The organism is Pseudomonas sp. PDM15, from assembly GCF_014851565.1.
Taxonomy (GTDB): Bacteria; Pseudomonadota; Gammaproteobacteria; order Pseudomonadales; family Pseudomonadaceae; genus Aquipseudomonas.
The window spans coordinates 315,711-336,024 of record NZ_JACVAA010000002.1; the positions used below are offsets into that span (position 1 = coordinate 315,711).

22 protein-coding genes are annotated in these 20,314 nt (G+C 61.6%); 19 read left to right on the plus strand and 3 right to left on the minus strand.

The window, feature by feature from the left end; genetic code table 11:
- Positions 1–51 precede the first annotated feature (51 nt).
- The 13 genes from IB232_RS05420 to IB232_RS05475 all read left to right on the plus strand — a co-directional run bounded on the left by IB232_RS05420 (position 52) and on the right by IB232_RS05475 (position 8,156).
- Positions 52–519, plus strand: coding sequence for a hypothetical protein (locus tag IB232_RS05420; RefSeq protein WP_192397523.1), 468 nt, complete (start codon positions 52–54; stop codon positions 517–519).
- Between the two features lie 35 nt (positions 520–554).
- Positions 555–1,079 (plus strand): M23 family metallopeptidase, encoded by a 525-nt coding sequence (locus IB232_RS05425; RefSeq protein WP_192397524.1) that lies wholly within the window; start codon positions 555–557, stop codon positions 1,077–1,079.
- Positions 1,080–2,224: 1,145 nt separating this feature from the next.
- Positions 2,225–2,554, plus strand: coding sequence for a hypothetical protein (locus IB232_RS05430; RefSeq protein WP_192397525.1), 330 nt, complete (start codon positions 2,225–2,227; stop codon positions 2,552–2,554).
- A gap of 83 nt (positions 2,555–2,637) precedes the next feature.
- Positions 2,638–3,096 (plus strand): hypothetical protein, encoded by a 459-nt coding sequence (locus IB232_RS05435; RefSeq protein WP_192397526.1) that lies wholly within the window; start codon positions 2,638–2,640, stop codon positions 3,094–3,096.
- Positions 3,097–3,193: 97 nt separating this feature from the next.
- Positions 3,194–3,568, plus strand: coding sequence for a hypothetical protein (locus tag IB232_RS05440; protein WP_192397527.1), 375 nt, complete (start codon positions 3,194–3,196; stop codon positions 3,566–3,568).
- Between the two features lie 407 nt (positions 3,569–3,975).
- A complete protein-coding gene (locus tag IB232_RS05445; protein WP_192397528.1) occupies positions 3,976–4,356 on the plus strand; it encodes a hypothetical protein in 381 nt (126 codons plus the stop codon).
- 547 nt (positions 4,357–4,903) lie between these two features.
- Positions 4,904–5,341, plus strand: coding sequence for a hypothetical protein (locus IB232_RS05450; protein ID WP_192397529.1), 438 nt, complete (start codon positions 4,904–4,906; stop codon positions 5,339–5,341).
- Between the two features lie 79 nt (positions 5,342–5,420).
- Positions 5,421–5,600 (plus strand): hypothetical protein, encoded by a 180-nt coding sequence (locus IB232_RS05455; RefSeq protein ID WP_192397530.1) that lies wholly within the window; start codon positions 5,421–5,423, stop codon positions 5,598–5,600.
- A 472-nt stretch (positions 5,601–6,072) separates the two neighbouring features.
- Positions 6,073–6,423: a hypothetical protein gene (locus IB232_RS05460; protein ID WP_192397531.1), complete on the plus strand. Its 351-nt coding sequence runs from the start codon at positions 6,073–6,075 to the stop codon at positions 6,421–6,423.
- A gap of 89 nt (positions 6,424–6,512) precedes the next feature.
- Positions 6,513–7,070, plus strand: a complete 558-nt coding sequence (locus IB232_RS05465; protein WP_192397532.1) for a cysteine hydrolase family protein — start codon at positions 6,513–6,515, stop codon at positions 7,068–7,070.
- 83 nt (positions 7,071–7,153) lie between these two features.
- Entirely contained in the window at positions 7,154–7,276 is a 123-nt protein-coding gene (locus IB232_RS23660) for a hypothetical protein (RefSeq protein WP_263863924.1), read from the plus strand.
- A 47-nt stretch (positions 7,277–7,323) separates the two neighbouring features.
- The gene (locus IB232_RS05470; protein WP_192397533.1) at positions 7,324–7,587 is read left to right on the plus strand and encodes a hypothetical protein; all 264 of its coding nucleotides are present in this window, start codon (positions 7,324–7,326) and stop codon (positions 7,585–7,587) included.
- Between the two features lie 146 nt (positions 7,588–7,733).
- Complete coding sequence (locus IB232_RS05475) at positions 7,734–8,156, plus strand: hypothetical protein (protein ID WP_192397534.1); 423 nt, start codon at positions 7,734–7,736, stop codon at positions 8,154–8,156.
- Here IB232_RS05475 and IB232_RS05480 read toward each other — a convergent pair.
- Positions 8,124–11,105, minus strand: coding sequence for a sel1 repeat family protein (locus IB232_RS05480; RefSeq protein WP_192397535.1), 2,982 nt, complete (start codon positions 11,103–11,105; stop codon positions 8,124–8,126). The genes IB232_RS05475 and IB232_RS05480 overlap by 33 nt on opposite strands.
- Before the next feature lie 217 nt (positions 11,106–11,322).
- On the opposite strand from IB232_RS05480, the gene IB232_RS05485 reads away from it, so the two are divergent.
- The 4 genes from IB232_RS05485 (at position 11,323) to IB232_RS05500 (ending at position 14,653) form a co-directional block, all read left to right on the plus strand.
- Positions 11,323–11,973: a DUF502 domain-containing protein gene (locus IB232_RS05485; RefSeq protein ID WP_192397536.1), complete on the plus strand. Its 651-nt coding sequence runs from the start codon at positions 11,323–11,325 to the stop codon at positions 11,971–11,973.
- Positions 11,974–11,978: 5 nt separating this feature from the next.
- Complete coding sequence (locus IB232_RS05490) at positions 11,979–12,839, plus strand: serine hydrolase domain-containing protein (RefSeq protein WP_192397975.1); 861 nt, start codon at positions 11,979–11,981, stop codon at positions 12,837–12,839.
- 96 nt (positions 12,840–12,935) lie between these two features.
- The gene (locus tag IB232_RS05495; RefSeq protein ID WP_192397537.1) at positions 12,936–13,715 is read left to right on the plus strand and encodes a dienelactone hydrolase family protein; all 780 of its coding nucleotides are present in this window, start codon (positions 12,936–12,938) and stop codon (positions 13,713–13,715) included.
- 221 nt (positions 13,716–13,936) lie between these two features.
- Complete coding sequence (locus tag IB232_RS05500) at positions 13,937–14,653, plus strand: 4'-phosphopantetheinyl transferase family protein (RefSeq protein ID WP_192397538.1); 717 nt, start codon at positions 13,937–13,939, stop codon at positions 14,651–14,653.
- 85 nt (positions 14,654–14,738) lie between these two features.
- Here the strand turns inward: IB232_RS05500 and IB232_RS05505 are convergent, their stop codons facing one another.
- A complete protein-coding gene (locus tag IB232_RS05505) occupies positions 14,739–15,023 on the minus strand; it encodes a hypothetical protein (protein ID WP_192397539.1) in 285 nt (94 codons plus the stop codon).
- A 208-nt stretch (positions 15,024–15,231) separates the two neighbouring features.
- Positions 15,232–17,553 carry a 5-methyltetrahydropteroyltriglutamate--homocysteine S-methyltransferase gene (gene metE, locus IB232_RS05510; protein ID WP_192397540.1) on the minus strand — a complete coding sequence of 774 codons (2,322 nt, stop codon included), beginning with the start codon at positions 17,551–17,553 and terminating at the stop codon, positions 15,232–15,234.
- A 111-nt stretch (positions 17,554–17,664) separates the two neighbouring features.
- On the opposite strand from metE, the gene metR reads away from it, so the two are divergent.
- Together metR and IB232_RS05520 are read left to right on the plus strand one after the other, a co-directional pair.
- Complete coding sequence (gene metR / locus IB232_RS05515) at positions 17,665–18,585, plus strand: transcriptional regulator MetR (RefSeq protein WP_192397541.1); 921 nt, start codon at positions 17,665–17,667, stop codon at positions 18,583–18,585.
- A 67-nt stretch (positions 18,586–18,652) separates the two neighbouring features.
- Complete coding sequence (locus tag IB232_RS05520; RefSeq protein WP_192397542.1) at positions 18,653–20,269, plus strand: FMN-binding glutamate synthase family protein; 1,617 nt, start codon at positions 18,653–18,655, stop codon at positions 20,267–20,269.
- Positions 20,270–20,314 lie beyond the last annotated feature (45 nt).

A 20,314-nucleotide genomic window follows, 5' to 3' on the forward strand; every position in this document is an offset into this window, starting at 1 on the left:
GCCAGACCAACCGCTCCAGAGCAACCCCGTCCTTCAGCACCAAATCAACCGATGACCAAAGCCCTGCAGTTCGACCGCAACACCGGCCACGTGCACGTCGCGGGCAGCCTTATCACCCCCGCCACCACGCCTGAGCAACTGGGCCCCATCTTCCAGGTCGGTGATTCGCGCCCGGTGCTGATCGGCGACCGCGAGGCACTCTGCCGCTTCGCCCACATCAGCCTGCAGGAAGGCCGCCTGGGCATAGACCTGAGCCTGCGCTTCGAGTCGGAGCAACTGGTCAGCCTGTTCATCGCACTGGCCGACCCGAGCATCCCAAGCGATTCCGACGACGACTTCTACGCCTCCATCCCGCTGCGGGAAAAACTGCACCAACGCTGGCTGAACGAGCAGCTGGGCAAACTGGACGGTACACTCGCCCACTTCCCCTGGGGCACCGCCGGCGTCGCCCGCGACAAGAGCGAGAACGTCTTCATCTACCTGCATAATCGCAACAACAGTTGGGCGTTCAGCGGTTGAACCCCTGATACAACACCGCATGGATGCGCGATGAAATGAGCAAACCCCGCAAACGCCATCTGCTTCTGGCCCTGTTGCTGGCCTGGCTGATCGCCCCCGAATGGCTGCGCGTGCCAGTACAGGGCGCCACCGCCCGCGACTGGAGCCAGCAGAGCTTCTGGTTCGAACCCTGGGGCCGCTCCGGCGTGCACAAAGGCATCGACATATTCGCCCGCACCGGCACGCCAGTGATCGCCCCCACCTATGGCATCGTGCTGTTCCGCAGCGAAATCGACATGGGCGGCAAGGTAGTACTGATGCTCGGCCCCAAATGGCGCCTGCACTACTTCGCCCACCTCGACGACTACAGCGCCCTGCCTGGCCAACCGGTACTAGCCGGCAGCCGCATCGGCAGCGTCGGCGACACCGGCAACGCCCGCGGCAAACCACCCCACTTGCACTACACCATCCTCAGCCTGCTGCCCGATCCGTGGCGTTGGGATAGCAGCACTCAGGGCTGGAAGAAGATGTTCTACCTCGACCCAAACGAGGCCTTGGGTGGTGCGCGTGAAGCACCATAGACAGCTGCAAAACAAGTTAGTAGCGTCGGCTGCAAGTCAGCAGACTGCTGGCATCTGGTCTTGCCGCCCTCGTGTCGCTTTTCCACCCAACTGCTGTCGCGTTTGGCGAGGTGGTAGGGTGAAGAAACAAGGACTTGCAAGGCGACAAGGAACGTTATCCGACATTCGTTCGGATGTTATGCGACAGCGATGGCGCCTAATAATAGTTAGGCAATCCATGAAGCCACCAAATCCAACAAACCAGCTAACGCACCTGCTCGGTAAAATTGGCCTTATCGGTCTAGTGGGTGCAATGACCTTCTCTTTATTCTTCTTTGACCCCAAGAGCCTTGAAGCACTACCCAAAGATCAACTAGCCATCATGCGTGTAAGCTCAAAACCATCCGCAGCTGGGAAGCAAGTCGAAATTTTCTTCCTGATACCTTGGCCGCTAAACTCTTTGCAGCCAGTTGAGTTAATTGAGAGGACACCTTCCCCAAGAGAACTAACCATCAGGCACTTCCTATTGTCAGTTCTCGTGCTATCTCTCTATTTTTTTCTAGTGCTTCTTCTTGGCTTCACAACTATCAAATCGCTTCTATCCAAAGGAAGCCGAAATGCCTAACAAGTGGTTCAAGCCGCTTGCTTCGCTCGCTGCGGGACCGGCTAAAGCCGGCCCCTTAACCAAACGTTAGGCACTGCATGAAAGCTGCGATCTCGATACTTATTAGTTTAGACATTCACCGGGACGGTGGGTCACTCAGCGCTACATTTGTACGCCCGCCCGATGTACAACACACACTCATGCTCCCTGTTAAAGTCCGAAAATCCGGGGGTGAGCTTGAGATCTATGGCTATGCGCAACCAGTACTGGAAAGCCACGAAAAAACACCTAGGACTAATCCGGTTACCGGCATAGTCAGTTATGAAGTCAGTCGCCAAGAGCAGAGCATTCCGTGGAATGAGGCCAGAAACATAATTAGCCAACTTGAAAGGCTCTTACATCAAGTGAGCCCTGATGATGCCTTCATCCATTCTGCAATGGTAAAGGCCTCAATCTCAGATGGACGCATTGAGGTTGAGGCCTAACAATGCGCTCAAAGCGCTCACTCCGTTCGCTGGGACCGGCGAAGCCGGCCCCTTAGCTTAATCGTTAGGAACCACAAATGGAATTTGACCTAGAACTGACACTAAACCTTCTAGGAATGTCAGCATGCACGGTAGCAGCAGGCTATATGCTCCTAACAGGCCACAAGAAGGCAGCAACACTTCTGCTGATTGGCTTCACTCTTCATCTTCAGTCAGCTGTGTACATGACGTTCACAGATAATCCTGGAGACGACGGGGGCTGCTGGCTTGAAAAGAGCTTCTATCAATGCTTGCCCTTAGGGCAAAAAATCTCTATCCATGCAGCTCAGGTTGGGCACTACCTTATTGCTCTTGGCGTATTTCTACTTGCCATCTCAGCAAAGCAAAAGCGTGCAAGTGTTTCCTAACAATGCGCTCAAAGCGCTCACTCCGTTCGCTGGGACCGGCGAAGCCGGCCCCTTAGCTTAATCGTTATGCGCACTATAGACCAATGAATCCAATTGAATATGCGAGTCTTCGACGAGACTCGAAAAGAGAATCCGAAACTTTAAAATGGCTAAGGACGCTTGATGAATACTCAAAATTTGAATTCATCTGGCGTGTTCTCAGAGCAAGTTCAAGCCTCGGCTTACCGTTAGTAAAAAGAGGCCAGCTAAAGCATGTTCACCTTGAGGTGATATTAGAATACGGACTGGTTTATGGTGACGCTAGTAGCGTTCGCTGGTGGTATGAGTCAACAGTTGAGGGGCTTGGCGAGAAAAAGGCTATCCAGCTAATCTCCAACCATGTTGATGATGCGCCGCTCATAGTTGAAAAAATGCTTTACTGGCTACGACCGCAAGACAACCAGCTAAAGCAAATGGTAGAAGACCTAAGAGCAGAATTTGCAAATAAACATCCGAATTTCAAGTCGACACGCAGTACCGGCATACATGGAACAAGCGCATAACAAATGGTTCAAGCCGTTCTCTTCGCTAACGCGGGACCGGCTAAAGCCGGCCCCTTAACCAAACGTTATATTTCGCCTGCTATCCAGGCCCGAACACATGACTGATGAAATAGTACACAACTACCAGTTCGAGAGATTGCTTGACGCAGTCCTTAATGAGCCGGAAAAAGTGCCGGCGATTGTGGCTGAGGACAGAAGTATTCTGGAAGAGGAAAACTGTTGCGGTGAAACAGCGCTCCACTGGCTAGCAGTCGAAAACAACGCAAATGGCGTAATACTACTGCGGAGTCTTGGAGCAAAGATTTCACCTTGGGCTATCGCTCACGCAATCGAAGTTGGAAGCCTAGAAGTTGTCGCACTACTTTTGGAGCTCGGTGGCATCCCAGAACTATCCGTGTGCAAAAACTATATGAGCAATCCGTTTTTGGAAGCTCACAACGAAACAAAAACGGCTTATTCGCAGCTACTTTAAGCAGTATGGTTATGAAATATAACAATGCGCTCAAATCGCTCGCTTCACTCGCTGGGACCGGCGAAGCCGGCCCCTTAGCTTAATCGTTAGGCGCAAGGGCAAAATTGGTTATTCAGCACCGAGCCAGGAAACATAATCACCGCATCAGCGCGGTGCTCCTGAATCGAATGGTCGCCTGGCAGTAGAGGCCGTTATTTGTGGCCAGCAAAGGAGTTGCTTTCAAAGAATGTGCACATCACAAATAACTTCCGAGGTCACAACCGACACGCCGTGCGCACCGTCGGTCAAGCGCAGCGCTGGCCTCACTTGCAGCGTACGGCTGGGCAATCTAACAATTGGCTCAAGTCGCTCGCTTCGCTCACTCGGGACCGGCGAAGCCGGCCCCTTAGCCAAACGTTAGGCAAAATATGCGCACATTAATAATCATCATCAGCATACTTTTCTCACACGCTTCTTTAGCATGCTACGCACCAAGGGCCGGGCAAGAATTTGATGATCTAATAAAACTTGAAAAGCTTTCCGGCCTAAACAAATATAGAGTTACCGTCCCGCGTAAGCTGGAAGATCTAAATGATCCAGAAATAGCTATCGCCTATACCAAGAACGGCGTCACCACCTATGAAGACGATGAAGTCCTTGTTCCAAGCTTCACGCCTGCGACTGCTAGTGCAGAGTTCACATTAGAGCAAAATGGAAAGGGCAAACCCTATATCTCCGTAAGTTGGTCACCCAAAGAGTGCTGCCCTTGCGGTATACATGCAAAAACCAAATACATCAATATTGAGTAATGTATTTTTACGCAACGGACAAAATGCTTAACAAGGCGCTGAAATCGCTCATTCCATTCGCTGGGACGGCGTTCCGCCGCCCCTTAGCTTAATCGTTATGCATCAAGAAGAAACGAAACATGAGACTCTACGCACTTGCTTTACTTTTGGTTTCACTACCCGGGTGTTCTATATGGACACCAGGGGAAGATCCTAAAGGAAGAGATATTACAGCCAGTGCCAACAATATCTTATCGGCTATTAATTCCTTCCATTCGGAAAACAAAGGCTACCTACATCACTCGCAGAGCTATACCCTAAATATCTGGGCCACCCATCAAATAGCTCAGAAGTGCTATATCTCCCTGAGAGAGGCAGTATCTTTACAACCTACTCTCCCACATGGCCACAGACTGGAAAAATATCTTGCAGTGGAGAGCTTGGACAGCAACATCTAACGTGCATTGGGCACTGGTGAGCACAATGCATAACAATTGGTTCAAGTCGCTCGCTTCGCTAACTGCGGGACCAGCTAAAGCCGTCCCTTTAGGTAAACGTTAGGTCAAACATGGATACACCTAAACCAGAGCAAGAAAAACAAACCCTTGGAATATTGATCTCATGGTTCTGCATAATTTTTGGAGCATCAGCAATTGCCACCCCAGCTGTCTATGCGGCTTTTGGCGTGCAAAGCGGTCAATTTATGAGCATTTACTACCTAGCTCTGGGCATAGCTTCACTATTCCTTGGCTACTTCGGCTTAAAATCTAAGCCCACAGCCTTCTTCCTGATCGTCCTACTTTTTCTCCCGCAAATCATTGCCTTTACCACCCCTGAATCAAGCTACAACTTCATAGGTCCAATCCAGATCGGCTACGGGTTTGGCAATACCCCGAAATTTTATTTGCATATTAATCTTCTGGCGATCTTGGTGTGCGCACTGTCGGCAGCTACTGTTTTCAAACTTACTAAAAAAGCAGGTAAACAAGCGAGCAATACAGCCTAACAAATGGCTTAATTCGTTCGCTTCGCCCACTCGGGACTGGCCAAAACCGGCCCTCAGCCAAACGTTATGCGAGGAAATCATGAAACACCTGGCAATGCTCTTTTTAATCGCCCTGCTATCTGGCTGTACGATTTATTACAAGCCGGCTTCAGAGTGGGAAGAGAAAGCCATGAAAGAGGCAAAATTCAATATCTTCCCTAGAGATGTCTCTAGCAATATAATTCACACAAAAGCTCAAACGTTGCTTGGGCCGGAATAATCAAAAACTACAAAATCGACAATTCAACACAACCTCCGCAAGTAGAATTCACCCTCGAGCACCATTATTTCTCTTGGGCTATTGATGGTACAACAAATAAATTTTGGTTGTCGCCCAGAGGCGAGGGGATCTTCACCGCGAGGTGGCCATTTCAAAATGACTGGACCGAAGATATCGTTCGTAAAAACATTAAGAATGATGATCTAATGATTACCTATGGCACCCCTAAAGCAATAACAGCGGACAACCTTATTGACCTTGGGGAGGCCTTTTACATGAGACTTTTTCCTCGCGACTCATATAGAACAGATGTTATTGACTATGGCCGCCCCGAAGAAGCCACGAAGTCGCTAGGCCTTGGCCTCTAACACTCACATAACAATGATCTTAACTTTCACTGACTTTCGCTAACGGAACAGCAAAAAGCTGCGCTTTTGTCTGCCCGCTAGCTTAATCGCGAGGTAGCTTATTCATGCAATTCATTCGCACCAGTAAAGCAACAGACTGGGAGCGGCCATCCCCTTCAATCGTTCAGCGCTTCGCGAGAGCACTTCTTGGTTTTATCCCAAGATCCAATCCTGACTATGAATCAAAACTTCATCTAGTGCATGAATGGCTAATAGAGTTTGACGAAAGAGGTTTACCGCATCGTGAAATTGGTATAACCAAAAATGGCAAACCAGTCATCGCAGGACCAAACAAAGAAAATTATGGCTTCTGGCTTGACACCAATATGAGCATTGCAGATTTTTGCGATGCCCCACTTACCAGGGATGAATTTGAAACGACTTGGAAAGAAGCAGTAGAGAAGCTAAAACTCTGAGCCACCCAGCTAGTGGTTCAGGTCGCTCGCTTCGCGAGCTCAATACCGGCTAATGCCGCCCTCTCACCAAACCCAAGGGCTCACACCTCATGCACATACCAGCCCTGATCATCATTGATATGCAGCGTGGCATGCTCAAGCCTTCCGCAGGCGCTCGCAACAACCCGAGAGCGGAGGACGCAATCGCAACGACGCTCAAGGCGTGGCGGGAGGCGAAGGTGCCTGTTGTGCATGTGCGTCATATCTCGCGCACACCCGGCTCTCCGTTCTGGCCGGGACAATCTGGCGTCGAGTTCCAGAAGCAACTGCAGCCACTGGATACCGAGCATGTGGTTGAGAAGAATGTCCCGGATGCGTTCATCAACTCCGGGCTTGAGCGTTGGCTTCGCGCCAGAGGTATCGAGGCCGTTGCAATCGTGGGGGTCAGCACCAACAACTCGGTCGAGGCTACGGCTCGTACGGCAGGCAACCTCGGCTTCGCTACATACGTCGCTGCCGATGCGACGTTTGCCTTCGCCAAAGCCGACTACAACGGCGTTATGCGCAGCGCCGAGGACGTACATGCCATGGCTCTGGCAAACCTCAGCGGTGGGTACGCCACGGTGGTCACCTCCAGCGAACTACGAGATTTGCTCCAGCATGAGTGAGCAAGCGACTCTCGACATCTTCGGCCCCGAGTCCGCGACTTGGGCCTTAAAGTCTTTACCCAGAACCCGGCCAAGCGACGATGATGCACATCGAGAACCTGATCAGCACAGGCAACAAAACCCTAGCGATCAGGGCCTACCGAGAAGTGCATGGCGTCAGCCTGAACAAAGCAAAAGAAGTCGTTGAAAAGATCAGCGCCACATGACAGCACTCCCAGTGCTACTCACCAGCCAATCGGAACAGGTCTTACCCATGAATGGCGGCACTCAGGGAAGCAGCAACCACACCAGGCCGATTTCCGTGGGCGACTCAGTATTGATCATGGCAATCCCAGGATGGCTCACCCATGACTTACCTGAAGAAGAGGTACAGCGCCTCCTGCAATGCGAAGGTACGGTGACGCAGGTGCTTGAAATAGATAGCTACGGTTATCTCTGGTTTGGCGCGAACGATGAAGGTCGCTGGTTCTGCCTTACCCGCAATGAGGTCGAGAAGGTGGAGTCACCTTCTCTCTGAAAACCAGGAGAGTAGCCCTGAATCACCATCCTGATCGCCCCACCCTGTTCCTCATCAAGATCGCCCTCAGCCTGCCCATCGCTTACGGCCTGGCTTACCCCTTCCTCCACCCAGAGGCAGGTGGCGGCATCCTCAAGGAAGTGGAGATGCTCGGCCCGTTCGGCAGCCTGATCGCGGTGTTGCTGTTCCTGATCTTGGTGGCGCTCTACTGCCGCGATCTGCAGCGTGCGCTGGCGCTGGTGCGGCCCGAGGCGCGCAAGGCGCGGCCGCGCAGCGTGTGGCTGATGTTCCTGTTGCCGTACAACTTCATCGAGGATTTCTTCATAGTCGCCAACGTGATGGCCTCGTTACGCGCAGAGGCTCGCCACGATCCGCGGCTAAGTCTGCCGCGCGACGCAGGGCTGGTCAGCGGTTGGGGCTGGTGCGCGGCGCAGGTGGTCTCGCTGATTCCCCATCCGCTCGGGTCGGCGGCCGGCCTGCTGGCGATTGTGCTGTGGGTGGTGCATTGGCGCTTCGTGCGCAGCGCCAATGCCAGACTAGCGGCGCAGCAGCCACACCACGGCGAATAACCAGCGCTGCCAACCCACCTCCGCCGAGGGGATGACCCGTTGCGCGGCGGCGTAGCGCCAGGCCCAGTGCAGCGCCTCTTTGAAGCTGCGCAGCGGGCTGCTCTTGTCGCGGTACACCACTTCCGCCAGCAGACCCATGGCCTGCGCATTGCCTGCCTGGGCCGCTTGCAGCAGGTAGTCCTCGGCCAGCTCCCACTCCGGAGCAGCGCTGCTCAATAGCACCTCGCCTACGAACGCCTGCAGCGCTGCCGCCGATGCTCGGGGCGCGGTCTCGCCGTGGTATTCGAGGAACTGCAGGGCGTGGTGCAGCGCTTCCTCCCATAGCGCAGCCGCCGCATCGGCCTCGTCCAGCTGTTCCGCCTCGGCGGCCAGCAGCCGTACCAGTGACTCGGTCGCGGCCGCATGGCCGTCGGCCGAGGCGCTGCGCCACAGTTCACGGGCACGCGTGGTGTCCGCGGTGCAGCCCAGCCCCTGCTGCCAGCATTGACCCAGCAGGTACAGGCTTTCGGCATGCTCGGGCTGGTGGTGGCCGCTGTACAGCTGCACTCGCTCCAGCGCCTCGAAGGCGCTCTTGGCATCGGGTTCACCGGCCGCCGGATCGAGCCACAGACGGCCCATGCAGAGCAGCAAACGCCCGGTCTCATCGAGCTCCGAATCGGCGGCCAAACCCTGCTCGACCCAGTTGCGCGCCTGCCGCAGATCACCGTTCCCCTGCAGCGCCAGCTCGACCAGGTGCAGCCAGGCCGCGGCAGAGGGTTGGCCCGCGACCTCGCCCAGACCACAGGCGTTGCGCGCCCACTGATAGGCCTGCTCGGCCTCGCGGCTATGCCGCGACAATGCCAGGGCGGCGCCCAGGTCGCCCTGGCGATAGCGGCGCTGCCACTCCGGCTGCGCCTCGACGAGGGGCTGGCCCGGAACGATGGACGCCACTCGTGCAGGGCCTGCGCCAGTCGTGACCAGAGCCTCGACCGCCTCGCCGCGGCCCCAGGCCGCCTGCAGTTCCTCGCGCTGGCTGCTCCAGAGATGCGCGTAATACAGCTCGGTTTCGCCCAGCAGGCCGATGCAGCGCTCGGCAAACGCCGGCTGACCGTCGGCGCTCCACAACCGCAGGTTGAACCTGTCGGCTATCCCCTCCTCCTCGGCGAAGCTCAGCAGCACGGGCCGGCCGCAGACATGCAGCACGTCGACTCCGGCATGCCAGCCCGGCAGCGCGGGCATGCGCCGTGCGACGTCCCACAGCTGGTAGCGCTCCTGCTCATCCTGCAGGAGCAGCCAATACAGATTGCCGTTGCCGATGGGCTCGATCTGCCACGGGCCTGGCGGCACCATCTGTCGCCCTGCCTCGTCGATCACCGCGCAGCCCTGGGCGCTGTGTACACGGATCAGCAGGCGCGACTGCTGCGCATCGCCAGCGGCCACGTAGCTGGCCAGGTCGCCCTCTTCCGGCTCGGCACCATGGCGCAACTCGTCTTCCGGCAGAGGCGCCGCGCCAGGGCCGACGCCCAACGGCTCGATATCGTCGTAGTCGCAGGCGATGCGCCAGTCGCCCTGGCTGGGCAGCAGGCCCTGGCGACCATCGAGCACGACCCGATAGATGCCTTCGGCGGCGCAGGCGTGCTGGTAAGGCTCGTAGCAGTCCACCTCGTCCCACTCGCAGGCCACCGCCAGCACGCCGGCGGCGTTGACCCAGCCCTGCCGGCCAGCCTGCCACACGCGCCAGCCGCGTTGATCGTGCTCCTCACGAAACTCGACACGCTCGAATACACAGGGCTGCAGCGGGCGACAGGCGCTGTCGATAAGGCCCCAGCGGCCCTGCTCGACCACCCAGGCCACGCCCGGTGCGTCGAACAGCCCAGCGCTGCCGAATGGGCGTGTCTGCTGGTAGCGCGGTGGCTGCAGCACGCCGCCGCGGTCATCGAGGTAGCCCAGCAACGCGCCTTCGCGCACGCGCAGCAGGCCGTTGCATTCGCGGCGCAGCTCCTGGTGCACGGGCGGCACGCGCCAGTCGCGCGCCTCGATATCCAGCAGGCCGTGGCGCCCGTTGAGGCTGGCCACACAGAAATCGTCCGCCGCCGAATCGACCACGGCATCGAACTGCGGCGCGAACAGCAGCTCGGCCTGCGGCTCGATCTGCAGCAGCCCCCACAGATCACCCTGCCTGACCCAGACCCGCACGTAGCTGTGGGCGTCGGGGCGAATTTCCTGCCACTGCGGCGGCACGTGCCAGCGGCCGTCCTCAGCCAGCATGCCCACCAGCCCGTCGTGCTCATGGGCGCGGAAATTGTGCTGCTGCCAGGGATCGTATGGTTCCGCTTCTGCTTCACGGAAGTCGGCAAAGGACGTGGCCTGCGCGGCGAACTCATCGGCACGGGCCAGCTCTTGGAAATACGGGTGGTCGAAGCTGTCCAGGCCGAAGCCGCGGCACCAGTCCTGCACGTCTTCGAAATCCACCACCAGGGTGATCTCGTGCAGTTCGAGCGGGTCGCCGGCCTGTACCAGGTCCAGGCGCGAATCGGCGTTCCAGCGCCAGAACTCGATGCGCGATGGCACGTTCTGGTCGAACGGCCCGGACAGGGCATCCAGATCGCCCTGCAGCCACATCTCCGCCAGCGGGCGATCGAACTGTTGCGCGACCTGCTCGATGTACTCGGCCACCGCCGCCAGGTGCACGCCGAGCGCCGGCACCCGGTGGAACTGCGGATGTTCGGCAATGAATGCGCAGAACAGCTGCCAATGGTCCAGCGCACGATCCAGGGCGACCCGCAGGCCCTGCCGCGGTGTCTCGACACCCACCTCCGGCGCGGTGATCGCCGGCACCACCGCGGCCCTGGCCAGGAGCAGGCACCAGAGCGGCGAGACCCGGCCCTGTCGGTCGAGAACCATCGAGCCGTCGTCCGAGCCGAGGTGCAGCCAGGCGGTGCTGGCTGCTGCAGAATCCATTGCGTTCATGACGTCCATCGCTGCGGAGAAACCAGCGCCGATTCTAGCCTTGCCCGCCGAGGCGAAACGGACCCATCCGACAGCTTCGTGCTCTGCCCAGCCGAGGCGGTGGCAGACATGCCCACGGCGCCGACAGGACACTCATCGCCGCAGACTGCGAGCGCCGCCCTGCACAAGAGCGGCGCTTTGCAATAGCCTTGGCGTGCCTTCGCCACGGACTCCCGCCATGTTCAAGAACAGCTTCCACTCCATCGCCACCACCTGGCTGGCCGGCCTGCTCGCACTGTTGCCGCTGGCCTTGTCGCTGGCCCTGCTGGGCTGGGTGGTAAGCCTGCTGAATGGCCTGGTAGGCCCCTCCAGCATGGTCGGCAAACTGTTCGCCGAGCTCGGTCAGCCCTTTGTCACCAGCCAGGAACTGGCCTGGCTGCTCGGCACTCTGGTGCTGCTGGTGGCACTCTACCCGCTCGGCCTGGCCGTGCAGCTCGGCCTCAAGGGCCCGCTGAGTCGGCTGTTCGGCTACACCGTGCGGCGAATCCCGCTGATCGGCCCGTTGTACGGCATGGCCGACCGCTTCGTCGGCCTGCTCGACAAGAAGGAAGACGCCGACCTGGCGGCCATGAGCCCGGTCTGGTGCTTCTTCGGCGGCGACGGCACCGCCGTGCTGGCCCTGCTGCCCAACCCGCAGCCCATCGAGATCGACGGCCGCGCCTACCACGCCATCCTGGTGCCCACCGCGCCGGTGCCGGTGGGCGGCGGCCTGCTCTACGTGCCGGTGGAATGGGTCAAGCCGGCGGAGATGGGCATGGACAGGTTCACCAGCATCTACGTCTCGATGGGCATCACCCCGCCGGGCCCGAGCAAGGCGGCAACTGCCTGATGACCATGCGCGTCGCCCTGGTTGGCGATGGCTCGCTGCTGACGCCCGCGCAGGCCGATGAGCCCTTGCCCTGGTGGAGTTTCGGCAAGACGGTGATCGCGGCCGCCGCCCTGTCCCTGGTGCGCGACGGTCTGCTGGAGCTGGACGAGGCAGTCGCCGAAGGTCCCTTCACCCTGCGCCAGCTGCTGCGCCACGAGGCCGGCCTGGCGGACTACGGCGAGCTCGCCGACTACCACACCGCCGTCGCCCATAACGAGGTGCCCTGGCCGGTCGAGGAGCTGCTGCAGCGTCTCGACGCCAGCCGCCTGCGCTACCCGCCGGGCACCGGCTGGCGCTACTCGAACGTCGGCTATCTGTACGTGACGCGGCTGATCGAGCGCGCCACCGGCCTGCCCCTCGGCGAGGCTCTGCAGCAGCGCGTGCTGGCGCCGCTGGGCGTGCCCCAGGTGCGCCTGGCCCGGACACGCGCCGACTGGGGCGTGGGCGCACCGCCCGCCTACGACCCCGCCTGGGTCTATCACGGCCTGCTGGTCGGCCCGCTGGACCAGGCGGCGCTACTACTGGAACGCCTGCTGGGCGGCGATTTCCTGCCCGCGCCACTGCTTGCGCAGATGCAGACGCCACATCTGCTCGGCGGCCCGCTCGCCGGCCGGCCCTGGGTCGCGCCCGGCTACGGCCTGGGCCTGATGCAGGGCCCGGAGGCCAGTGGCCTGTACCTGCACGGTCATACCGGCGGCGGCCCGGGCAGCGTGGTGGCGGTATACCGCAGCGCCACGGCCAGTTGCGCCGTCTTCGCCGAAGGCAGCGACCAGGGCGCCATCGAGGCCGAGGTGGTGCGCCAGTTGCGAGCCAGCGCAAACCGGTAAGCCGGCAGGCCAGAACCGCCGCCCCTGCTCCGCGGTTGATGCACAACCGATCCGGGCTGGCTAGGCTTGTCCTTCCCCACTTTTCAGGAGATTCCCATGCGCACCTTGCTGACCGCTCTGCTGCTGTGTTGCAGCCCCCTCGCCCTGGCCGCCGTGCAGACTAAGGAGATTTCCTACACCAGCGCCGATGGCACGCGCCTGATCGGTTACCACGCCTGGGATGACGCCATCGAGGGCAAGCGTCCCGGAGTGATCGTGGTGCATGAATGGTGGGGCCTGAACGACTACGCCAAGCGCCGCGCCCGCGACCTCGCCGCCCTCGGCTACAGCGCCCTGGCCGTGGACATGTATGGCGAGGGCAAGCACACCCAGCATCCCAAGGACGCCGGTGCCTTCATGCAGACGGTGATGGCCGACCCGGCCACGCCGCGCGCGCGCTTCCAGGCCGGGCTGGACCTGCTCAAGGCGCAGCCGCAGACCGACGCCCAGCGGATCGCCGCCATCGGCTACTGCTTCGGTGGTCGCGTGGTGCTGGACATGGCCCGCCAGGGTATGCCGCTGGCCGCCGTGGTGAGCTTCCACGGTGCGCTGGTCACCGACACCCCGGCCAAGCCCGGCAGCGTCAAGGCCAAGGTGCTGGTGGAGCATGGCGCGGCGGACAGCTTCATCACGCCGGAGCAGATCGCCGCGTTCAAGGCCGAGATGGACCAGGCCGGCGCCGACTACCGCTTCGTCGAGCTGCCCGGCGCCAAGCACGGTTTCAGCAACCCGGACGCCGACGCACACAAGGGTCATGGCCTCGACCTCGGCTACCAGAAAGAGGCTGACGAGCGCTCCTGGGCCGATATGCAGCAGTTGCTGAAACAGGTTTTCTGAGCAAAAAAAACGGGAGTCGCGAAGGACTCCCGCACTCGATCAGTAGAGTAAAACCACGGTGGCGACACGCCTGCCGTGGCTACAACCTCACCAGCGTTCATAGGGAACGCATGGCGCATTCTTACCAAAAACAAGCGCTTGCTCTGTAGCGCTTCGTTATCGCTGTGCAAAGAAATGTAAACGGCTGGCCCGACCACCCCGGCCACGGCAGAATGCCGGCCATGACTTCGCACATCCCGCCCTTCTGCCAGCTGCCACTGGAACCCGCGCCGCTACAGCTGCCCGGCGCCCGCCTGGTGCGCGCCAGCTTCGATCCTGCACGGCTGGCAGCCGAGGATTTCCAACGCTGCGCCATCGAGCCGGTGCGCGGCGTGGCCAAGCGCCAAGGCGAATACCTGGCCGGACGTCTGTGCGCCCGCGAGGCCCTGCGCCAGCTGTGCGGCCAAGCGCTGGTGCCAGGCCGCGACGAGGACGGCGTGCCGATCTGGCCGGCCGGTGTGATCGGCTCGATCACCCATGGCGCCGGACAGGCCGCCGCCATGGTCGCCTCGCGTCAGGATTGGCAAGGCCTGGGTCTGGACCTGGAGAAGCAGCTGAGCGCCGAGCGCGCGGCCAAGCTGGCCGGCGAGATTCTCACCCCCGCCGAGCTGCAGCGCGCCGAAGGTCTGGACCCGCAGGCCTTCGCCCGCCTGGTCACCTTGACCTTCTCGCTCAAGGAGAGCCTGTTCAAGGCCCTCTACCCGCTGGTGTTGCAACGCTTCTACTTCCACGACGCCGAGCTGCTCGGCCGTGACGATGAGGACCACGCCGAGCTGCGCCTGCTGATCGACCTCAGTGCAGACTGGACGGCAGGCGCCAAGCTGAACGGCCAGTTCGCCGAGTTCGACGGCTACCTGCTCAGCCTGGTGGCCATCGCCGCCAAACCGGCAGGCCTGTAGCCCGGGCGCAATCCGGGTTGGCCACAGCGACGAACTGCGCTCCCGGATTGCATCCGGGCTACCTACTGCTGGCAGTTGCCGCCCGCTAGACGTACGCCTGATCGCCGAAGCCGCGAGGCAGGCGCTGCCGGCCCGGCAGGCCGCTGAGGCGCTGCATCCAGGCAGTCCGCCAGTCCGTGCTGGCCCGCTCGCTCTTGTCTCTACGGGCGGCCCGGCGGGCGGCGTTGCGGCTGGTGCGGCGCGCTTCGGTGAAGGCTTCCGTCTTGCGACAGTTGCGGCACTTCACCTTGGCCAGGTCAGTGGTGGAAGGCAGCTTGGCGCCGTGGGAGCCACAGGCGAGGTGGCCGGAGACCTTGTAGTGCATGACCATCGGGGCATCTCCTGCGTTCGGGCGCGCCGGCCCGATCGACCGACGCGGTATCCCTGCAAGAATTCCGACTCCCGCAGCGCCGTTACGGTTCAGGCTGAATGCCCGGATGGCCTGGGCTGCAGCTCATCCGTCGGTGGGCGAAGGCGCAAAAACGCCGGGGCGGGACGCGACACCTGCGTGCCCCACCCCACCTGTTCAGCGGTCTAGATCAGGCCAGCTCGGCGCGTAGCTGACGCGCCGCCGCCACCATGTTGACCAGCGCCGCTTCGGTCTCCGGCCAGCCGCGGGTCTTCAGGCCGCAGTCCGGGTTGACCCACAGCCGCTCGGCCGGCACGCGCTGCGCGGCCTTGCGCATCAGGCGGACCATCTCGGCGCTGTCCGGCACGCGGGGCGAGTGGATGTCGTACACGCCCGGGCCGATCTCGTTGGGGTACTCGAAGCGCTCGAAGGCATCCAGCAGCTCCATGTCCGAGCGCGAGGTCTCGATGGTGATCACGTCGGCGTCCATGGCGGCGATGGACTCGATCACGTCGTTGAACTCGCTGTAGCACATGTGGGTGTGGATCTGGGTTTCGTCACGCACACCGCTGGCCGTCAGACGGAACGCCTCGGTGGCCCAGTCGAGATAACCCTGCCACTGCGCGCGACGTAGCGGTAGGCCCTCGCGGAAGGCGGCCTCGTCGATCTGGATGACCTTGATGCCAGCGGCTTCCAGGTCCACCACCTCGTCGCGGATCGCCAGGGCCAGCTGGCGCGCCTGCTGCTCGCGGGAGATATCGTCGCGCGGGAAGGACCACATCAGCATGGTCACCGGGCCGGTCAGCATGCCCTTCATCAGCTTGTCGGTGCAGCGCTGGGCGTACTCGATCCAGGACACCGTCATCGGCCGCGGACGGCTCAGGTCGCCGAAGATTACCGCCGGTTTCACGCAGCGCGAGCCATAGCTCTGCACCCAGCCGAAGCGGGTGAAGGCGTAGCCGTCGAGCTGCTCGGCGAAGTACTCGACCATGTCGTTGCGCTCGGCCTCGCCATGCACCAGCACGTCCAGGCCCAGCTGTTCCTGGATGCTCACCGCGTGGCGGATTTCGCTGTGCATGGCCTCGGTGTATTCGGCGGCGGACAGCTTGCCAGCCTTGAACGACTGGCGCGCCAGGCGAATGGCCGAGGTCTGCGGGAAGGAACCGATGGTGGTGGTGGGGAACGGCGGCAGGTCGAGCAGCGCACGCTGCTTGGCGATGCGCTCGGCGAACGGCGACTGGCGCTGGCTGTCGGCGGCAGTGATCGACGCCAGACGAGCCTGCACCGCCGGTTTGTGGATACGCGGCGACTGCGCACGGCTGGCCTGCACCTTACTGCTCTCGGCCAGCGCGGCCTGCACCTCGGCTGCCTGCGGCTCGCGCAGAGCCTGGGCCAGCACGGCGACCTCCTGGCACTTCTGCACGGCAAAGGCCAGCCAGCTCGCAAGCTCCGCATCCAGCTTGTCTTCACGGGCCAGGTCGACCGGGCTGTGCAGCAGCGAGCAGCTCGGCGCCACCCACAGACGCGAGCCCAGGCGCTCATGGGCCTGCTGCAACACCTCCAGCGCGCCCTGCAGATCGGTGCGCCAGATGTTGCGGCCGTTGACCACGCCCAGAGACAGCACCTTGTAGGACGGCAAGCGATCGAGGATGGCCGGGAACTGCTCCGGTGCACGCACCAGGTCGATGTGCAGGCCGTCGACCGGCAGGCCGGCGGCCAGGCCGAGGTTGTCTTCCAGACCGGCGAAGTAGGTGGCGATCAGCCTCTTGCCCGGCTCTTTCTGCAGCAGGTTGTAGGCGCGCTCGAAGGCGTTCTTCCAGGCCTGCGGCAGGTCGAGGGCGAGGATCGGCTCGTCGATCTGCACCCACTCGATGCCCTGAGCAGCCAGGCGCTGGAGAATCTCGCCGTAGACCGGCAGCAGGCGCTCGAGCAGGTCGAGACGATTGAAGTCGTCCCCTTTCTCCTTGCCCAGCCACAGGTAGGTCAGCGGGCCGATCAGCACCGGCTTGAGGTTGTGGCCCAGGGCCTTGCCCTCCTCCACTTCCTCGAACAACTGCTCCCAGCTCAGGGCGAACTGCTGGTCGGCACTGAATTCAGGGACCAGGTAGTGGTAGTTGGTATCGAACCATTTGGTTAGCTCTTGTGCGAGAAGGGGTTGCGCATGCGCGCCGCCGCAACAGGTGTTGTGGCTGCTCTTGTTTCCAGAAACCCCACGCGCCATGCCGAACAAGGTGTCCAGGGTCGGCTTGCCGCCGTGAACGTGGAAGCGCTCGGGAATCACGCCGAAGGTCAGTGAGTGGGTCAGTACCTGGTCGTACCAGGCGAAGTCACCGACCGGCAGCAGCTCGATGCCGGCGTCCTTCTGCAGCTGCCAGTGGGCGGCACGCAGCTCGCGGCCGACGGCGCGCAGACCAGCTTCGTCCAGTTCGCCCTTCCAGTAGGCCTCCAGAGCCCTCTTCAGTTCGCGGTCGCGGCCGATTCGCGGGAAGCCGAGGTTGTGTGCCAATGCCATTTGTCCATCTCCAGTGTTCGTCAATGGCGCACATTCTCGACAGAGAGCGCTGCATGAGACAAACTCAACATATTCGTGATGATCACAAGTTTAATTCATTGAGATTCGCTCATGTTGGAATTGCGCCACCTCAAGACCCTGCACGCCCTGCGTGAGACCGACAGCCTGGTGGAGGCCGCCGAGCGCCTGCACCTGACGCAGTCGGCCCTGTCCCACCAGTTCAAGGAACTGGAGGAGCGCTTAGGAATGCAGCTGTTCGTGCGCAAGACCAAGCCGGTGCGCTTCACCAGCGCCGGCCTGCGCCTGCTGCAACTGGCCGATAGCCTGTTGCCGCAGCTGCGCGCGGCGGAACGCGACATGGCGCGCCTGGCCGGCGGCACCGCTGGGCGCCTGCATATGGCCATCGAATGCCACAGTTGCTTCCAGTGGCTGATGCCGACCATCGACCAGTTCCGCGACGCCTGGCCGGAAGTCGAGCTGGACCTCGCCTCGGGCTTCTCCTTCGCCCCGCTGCCAGCCCTGGCCCGCGGCGACCTGGACCTGGTGGTGACGTCCGACCCGGTGGACCTGCCCGGCATCACCTACGTGCCGCTGTTCACCTACGAGGCGCTGCTGGCAGTGGCCAACCAGCACGCGCTGGCCAGCCGCTCCTACATCGTTGCCGAGGACCTGGAGAAGGAAACCCTGATCACCTATCCGGTGGAGCGCGACCGCCTGGACATCTTCACCCGCTTCCTCGAGCCGGCCGACGTCGAGCCGGCCCAGGTACGCACCTCGGAGCTGACAGTGATGATGATGCAGCTGGTGGCCAGCGGCCGCGGCGTGTGCAGCCTGCCCAACTGGGCGCTGCACGAATACAGCTCGCGCGGCTACGTCACCGCCAAGCGCCTGGGCGAGCGCGGCCTGTTCGCCACCCTGCAGGCCGGCATCCGCAGCGACATGCTCGATGCGCCCTTCATGCGCGACTTTCTGCTTACCGCCAAGGACACCTCCTTCGCCACCCTGGCTGGCGTTAGCGCCGCGCGCGGTTGAAGCGAGGCGGCAGGACGGCGCCGCTGACGCTACCCTTGCCTGGCCGCACCAGCCATAAGGAAGTCCCATGAGTCTGTCGCTGCTGAACCGCTATGCCTTCTTCGCGTTCTGTGTGTTGTTCACCCTGCTCAGCCTGCCCTTTCTCGGCGCCCATGAGTGGCTGTGGGCGCTGACCCTGCTCGGCGGCGTGCTCAGCCTGGTCGGCATCAACGACCTGCTGCAGACGCGCCAGGCGGTGCGGCGCAACTACCCAATCCTCGGCAACATCCGCTACCTGGTGGAGAGCATCCGCCCGGAGATCCGCCAGTACCTGCTGGAAGCGGACGGCGACAAGCTGCCGTTCTCCCGGGCACAGCGTTCGCTGGTGTATGCGCGGGCCAAGAACGAGGGGGCCGACAAGCCGTTCGGTACCCTGAGCGACGTGTACCAAAGCGGCTTCGAATTCATCGGCCACTCCATGCTGCCGGCCGATCACTGCGACCCCGCCACCTTCCGCGTCACCATCGGCGGGCCCCAGTGCCGCCAGCCCTACTCCGCCTCGGTGTTCAACATTTCGGCGATGAGCTTCGGCTCGCTCAGCGCCAACGCCATTCGCGCACTGAACCAGGGCGCTCAGCTCGGCGGCTTCTACCACGACACCGGCGAAGGCAGCATCAGCCCCTACCACCGCGAGCATGGCGGCGACCTGGTGTGGGAGCTGGGCAGCGGCTACTTCGGCTGCCGTGGCGAGGACGGCCGCTTCGACCCCGCGCGCTTCGCCGAACAGGCCGCCAGCGCCCAGGTGAAGATGATCGAGATCAAGCTGTCCCAGGGCGCCAAGCCAGGCCATGGCGGCATCCTGCCCAAGCACAAGGTGACCGAGGAAATCTCCCTGACCCGTGGCGTGCCGATGGGCGTGGACTGCATCTCGCCAGCGCGTCACAGCGCGTTCGCCACGCCGATCGAGCTGCTGCAGTTCATCGCCCAGCTACGCGAGCTCTCGGGCGGCAAGCCGGTGGGCTTCAAGCTGTGCCTGGGGCATCCCTGGGAATTCATGAGCATCGCCAAGGCCATGCTGCAGACCGGCATCCTGCCCGACTTCATCGTCATCGACGGCAAGGAAGGCGGCACCGGCGCGGCGCCGCTGGAGTTCACCGACCATATCGGCGTGCCCCTGCGCGAGGGCCTGCTGTTCGTGCACAACACCCTGGTCGGCATCAACCTGCGCGACAAGATCCGCCTCGGCGCCAGCGGCAAGATCGTCAGCGCCTTCGACATTGCCAGCGTCATGGCCCTGGGCGCCGACTGGGCCAACTCGGCGCGCGGCTTCATGTTCGCCATCGGCTGCATCCAGTCGCAGAGCTGCCACACCAACAAGTGCCCGACCGGCGTGGCCACCCAGGACCGCCTGCGCCAGCGCGCCCTGGTGGTGCCGGACAAGGCCCAGCGGGTGCACAACTTCCACCGCAACACCATGAAGGGCCTGGCCGAGATGATTGCCGCCGCCGGGCTCAGCCACCCTTCGCAGATTGAGGCCAAGCACCTGGTGCGGCGCATGTCGGCCAGCGAGATCAAGCTGTACTCGCAGCTGCACGTGTTCCTCAAGCCCGGCGAGCTGCTCGATGGCCGCATCGACGGCGAGTTCTACCGGCGCATGTGGGCCATGGCGAGGGCCGACAGCTTCGAGCCGAGCGCGACTTCGTAGTCAGCTGGCGGTTCATTACACTGCGGCCCTTCCTCCCGCGAAAGG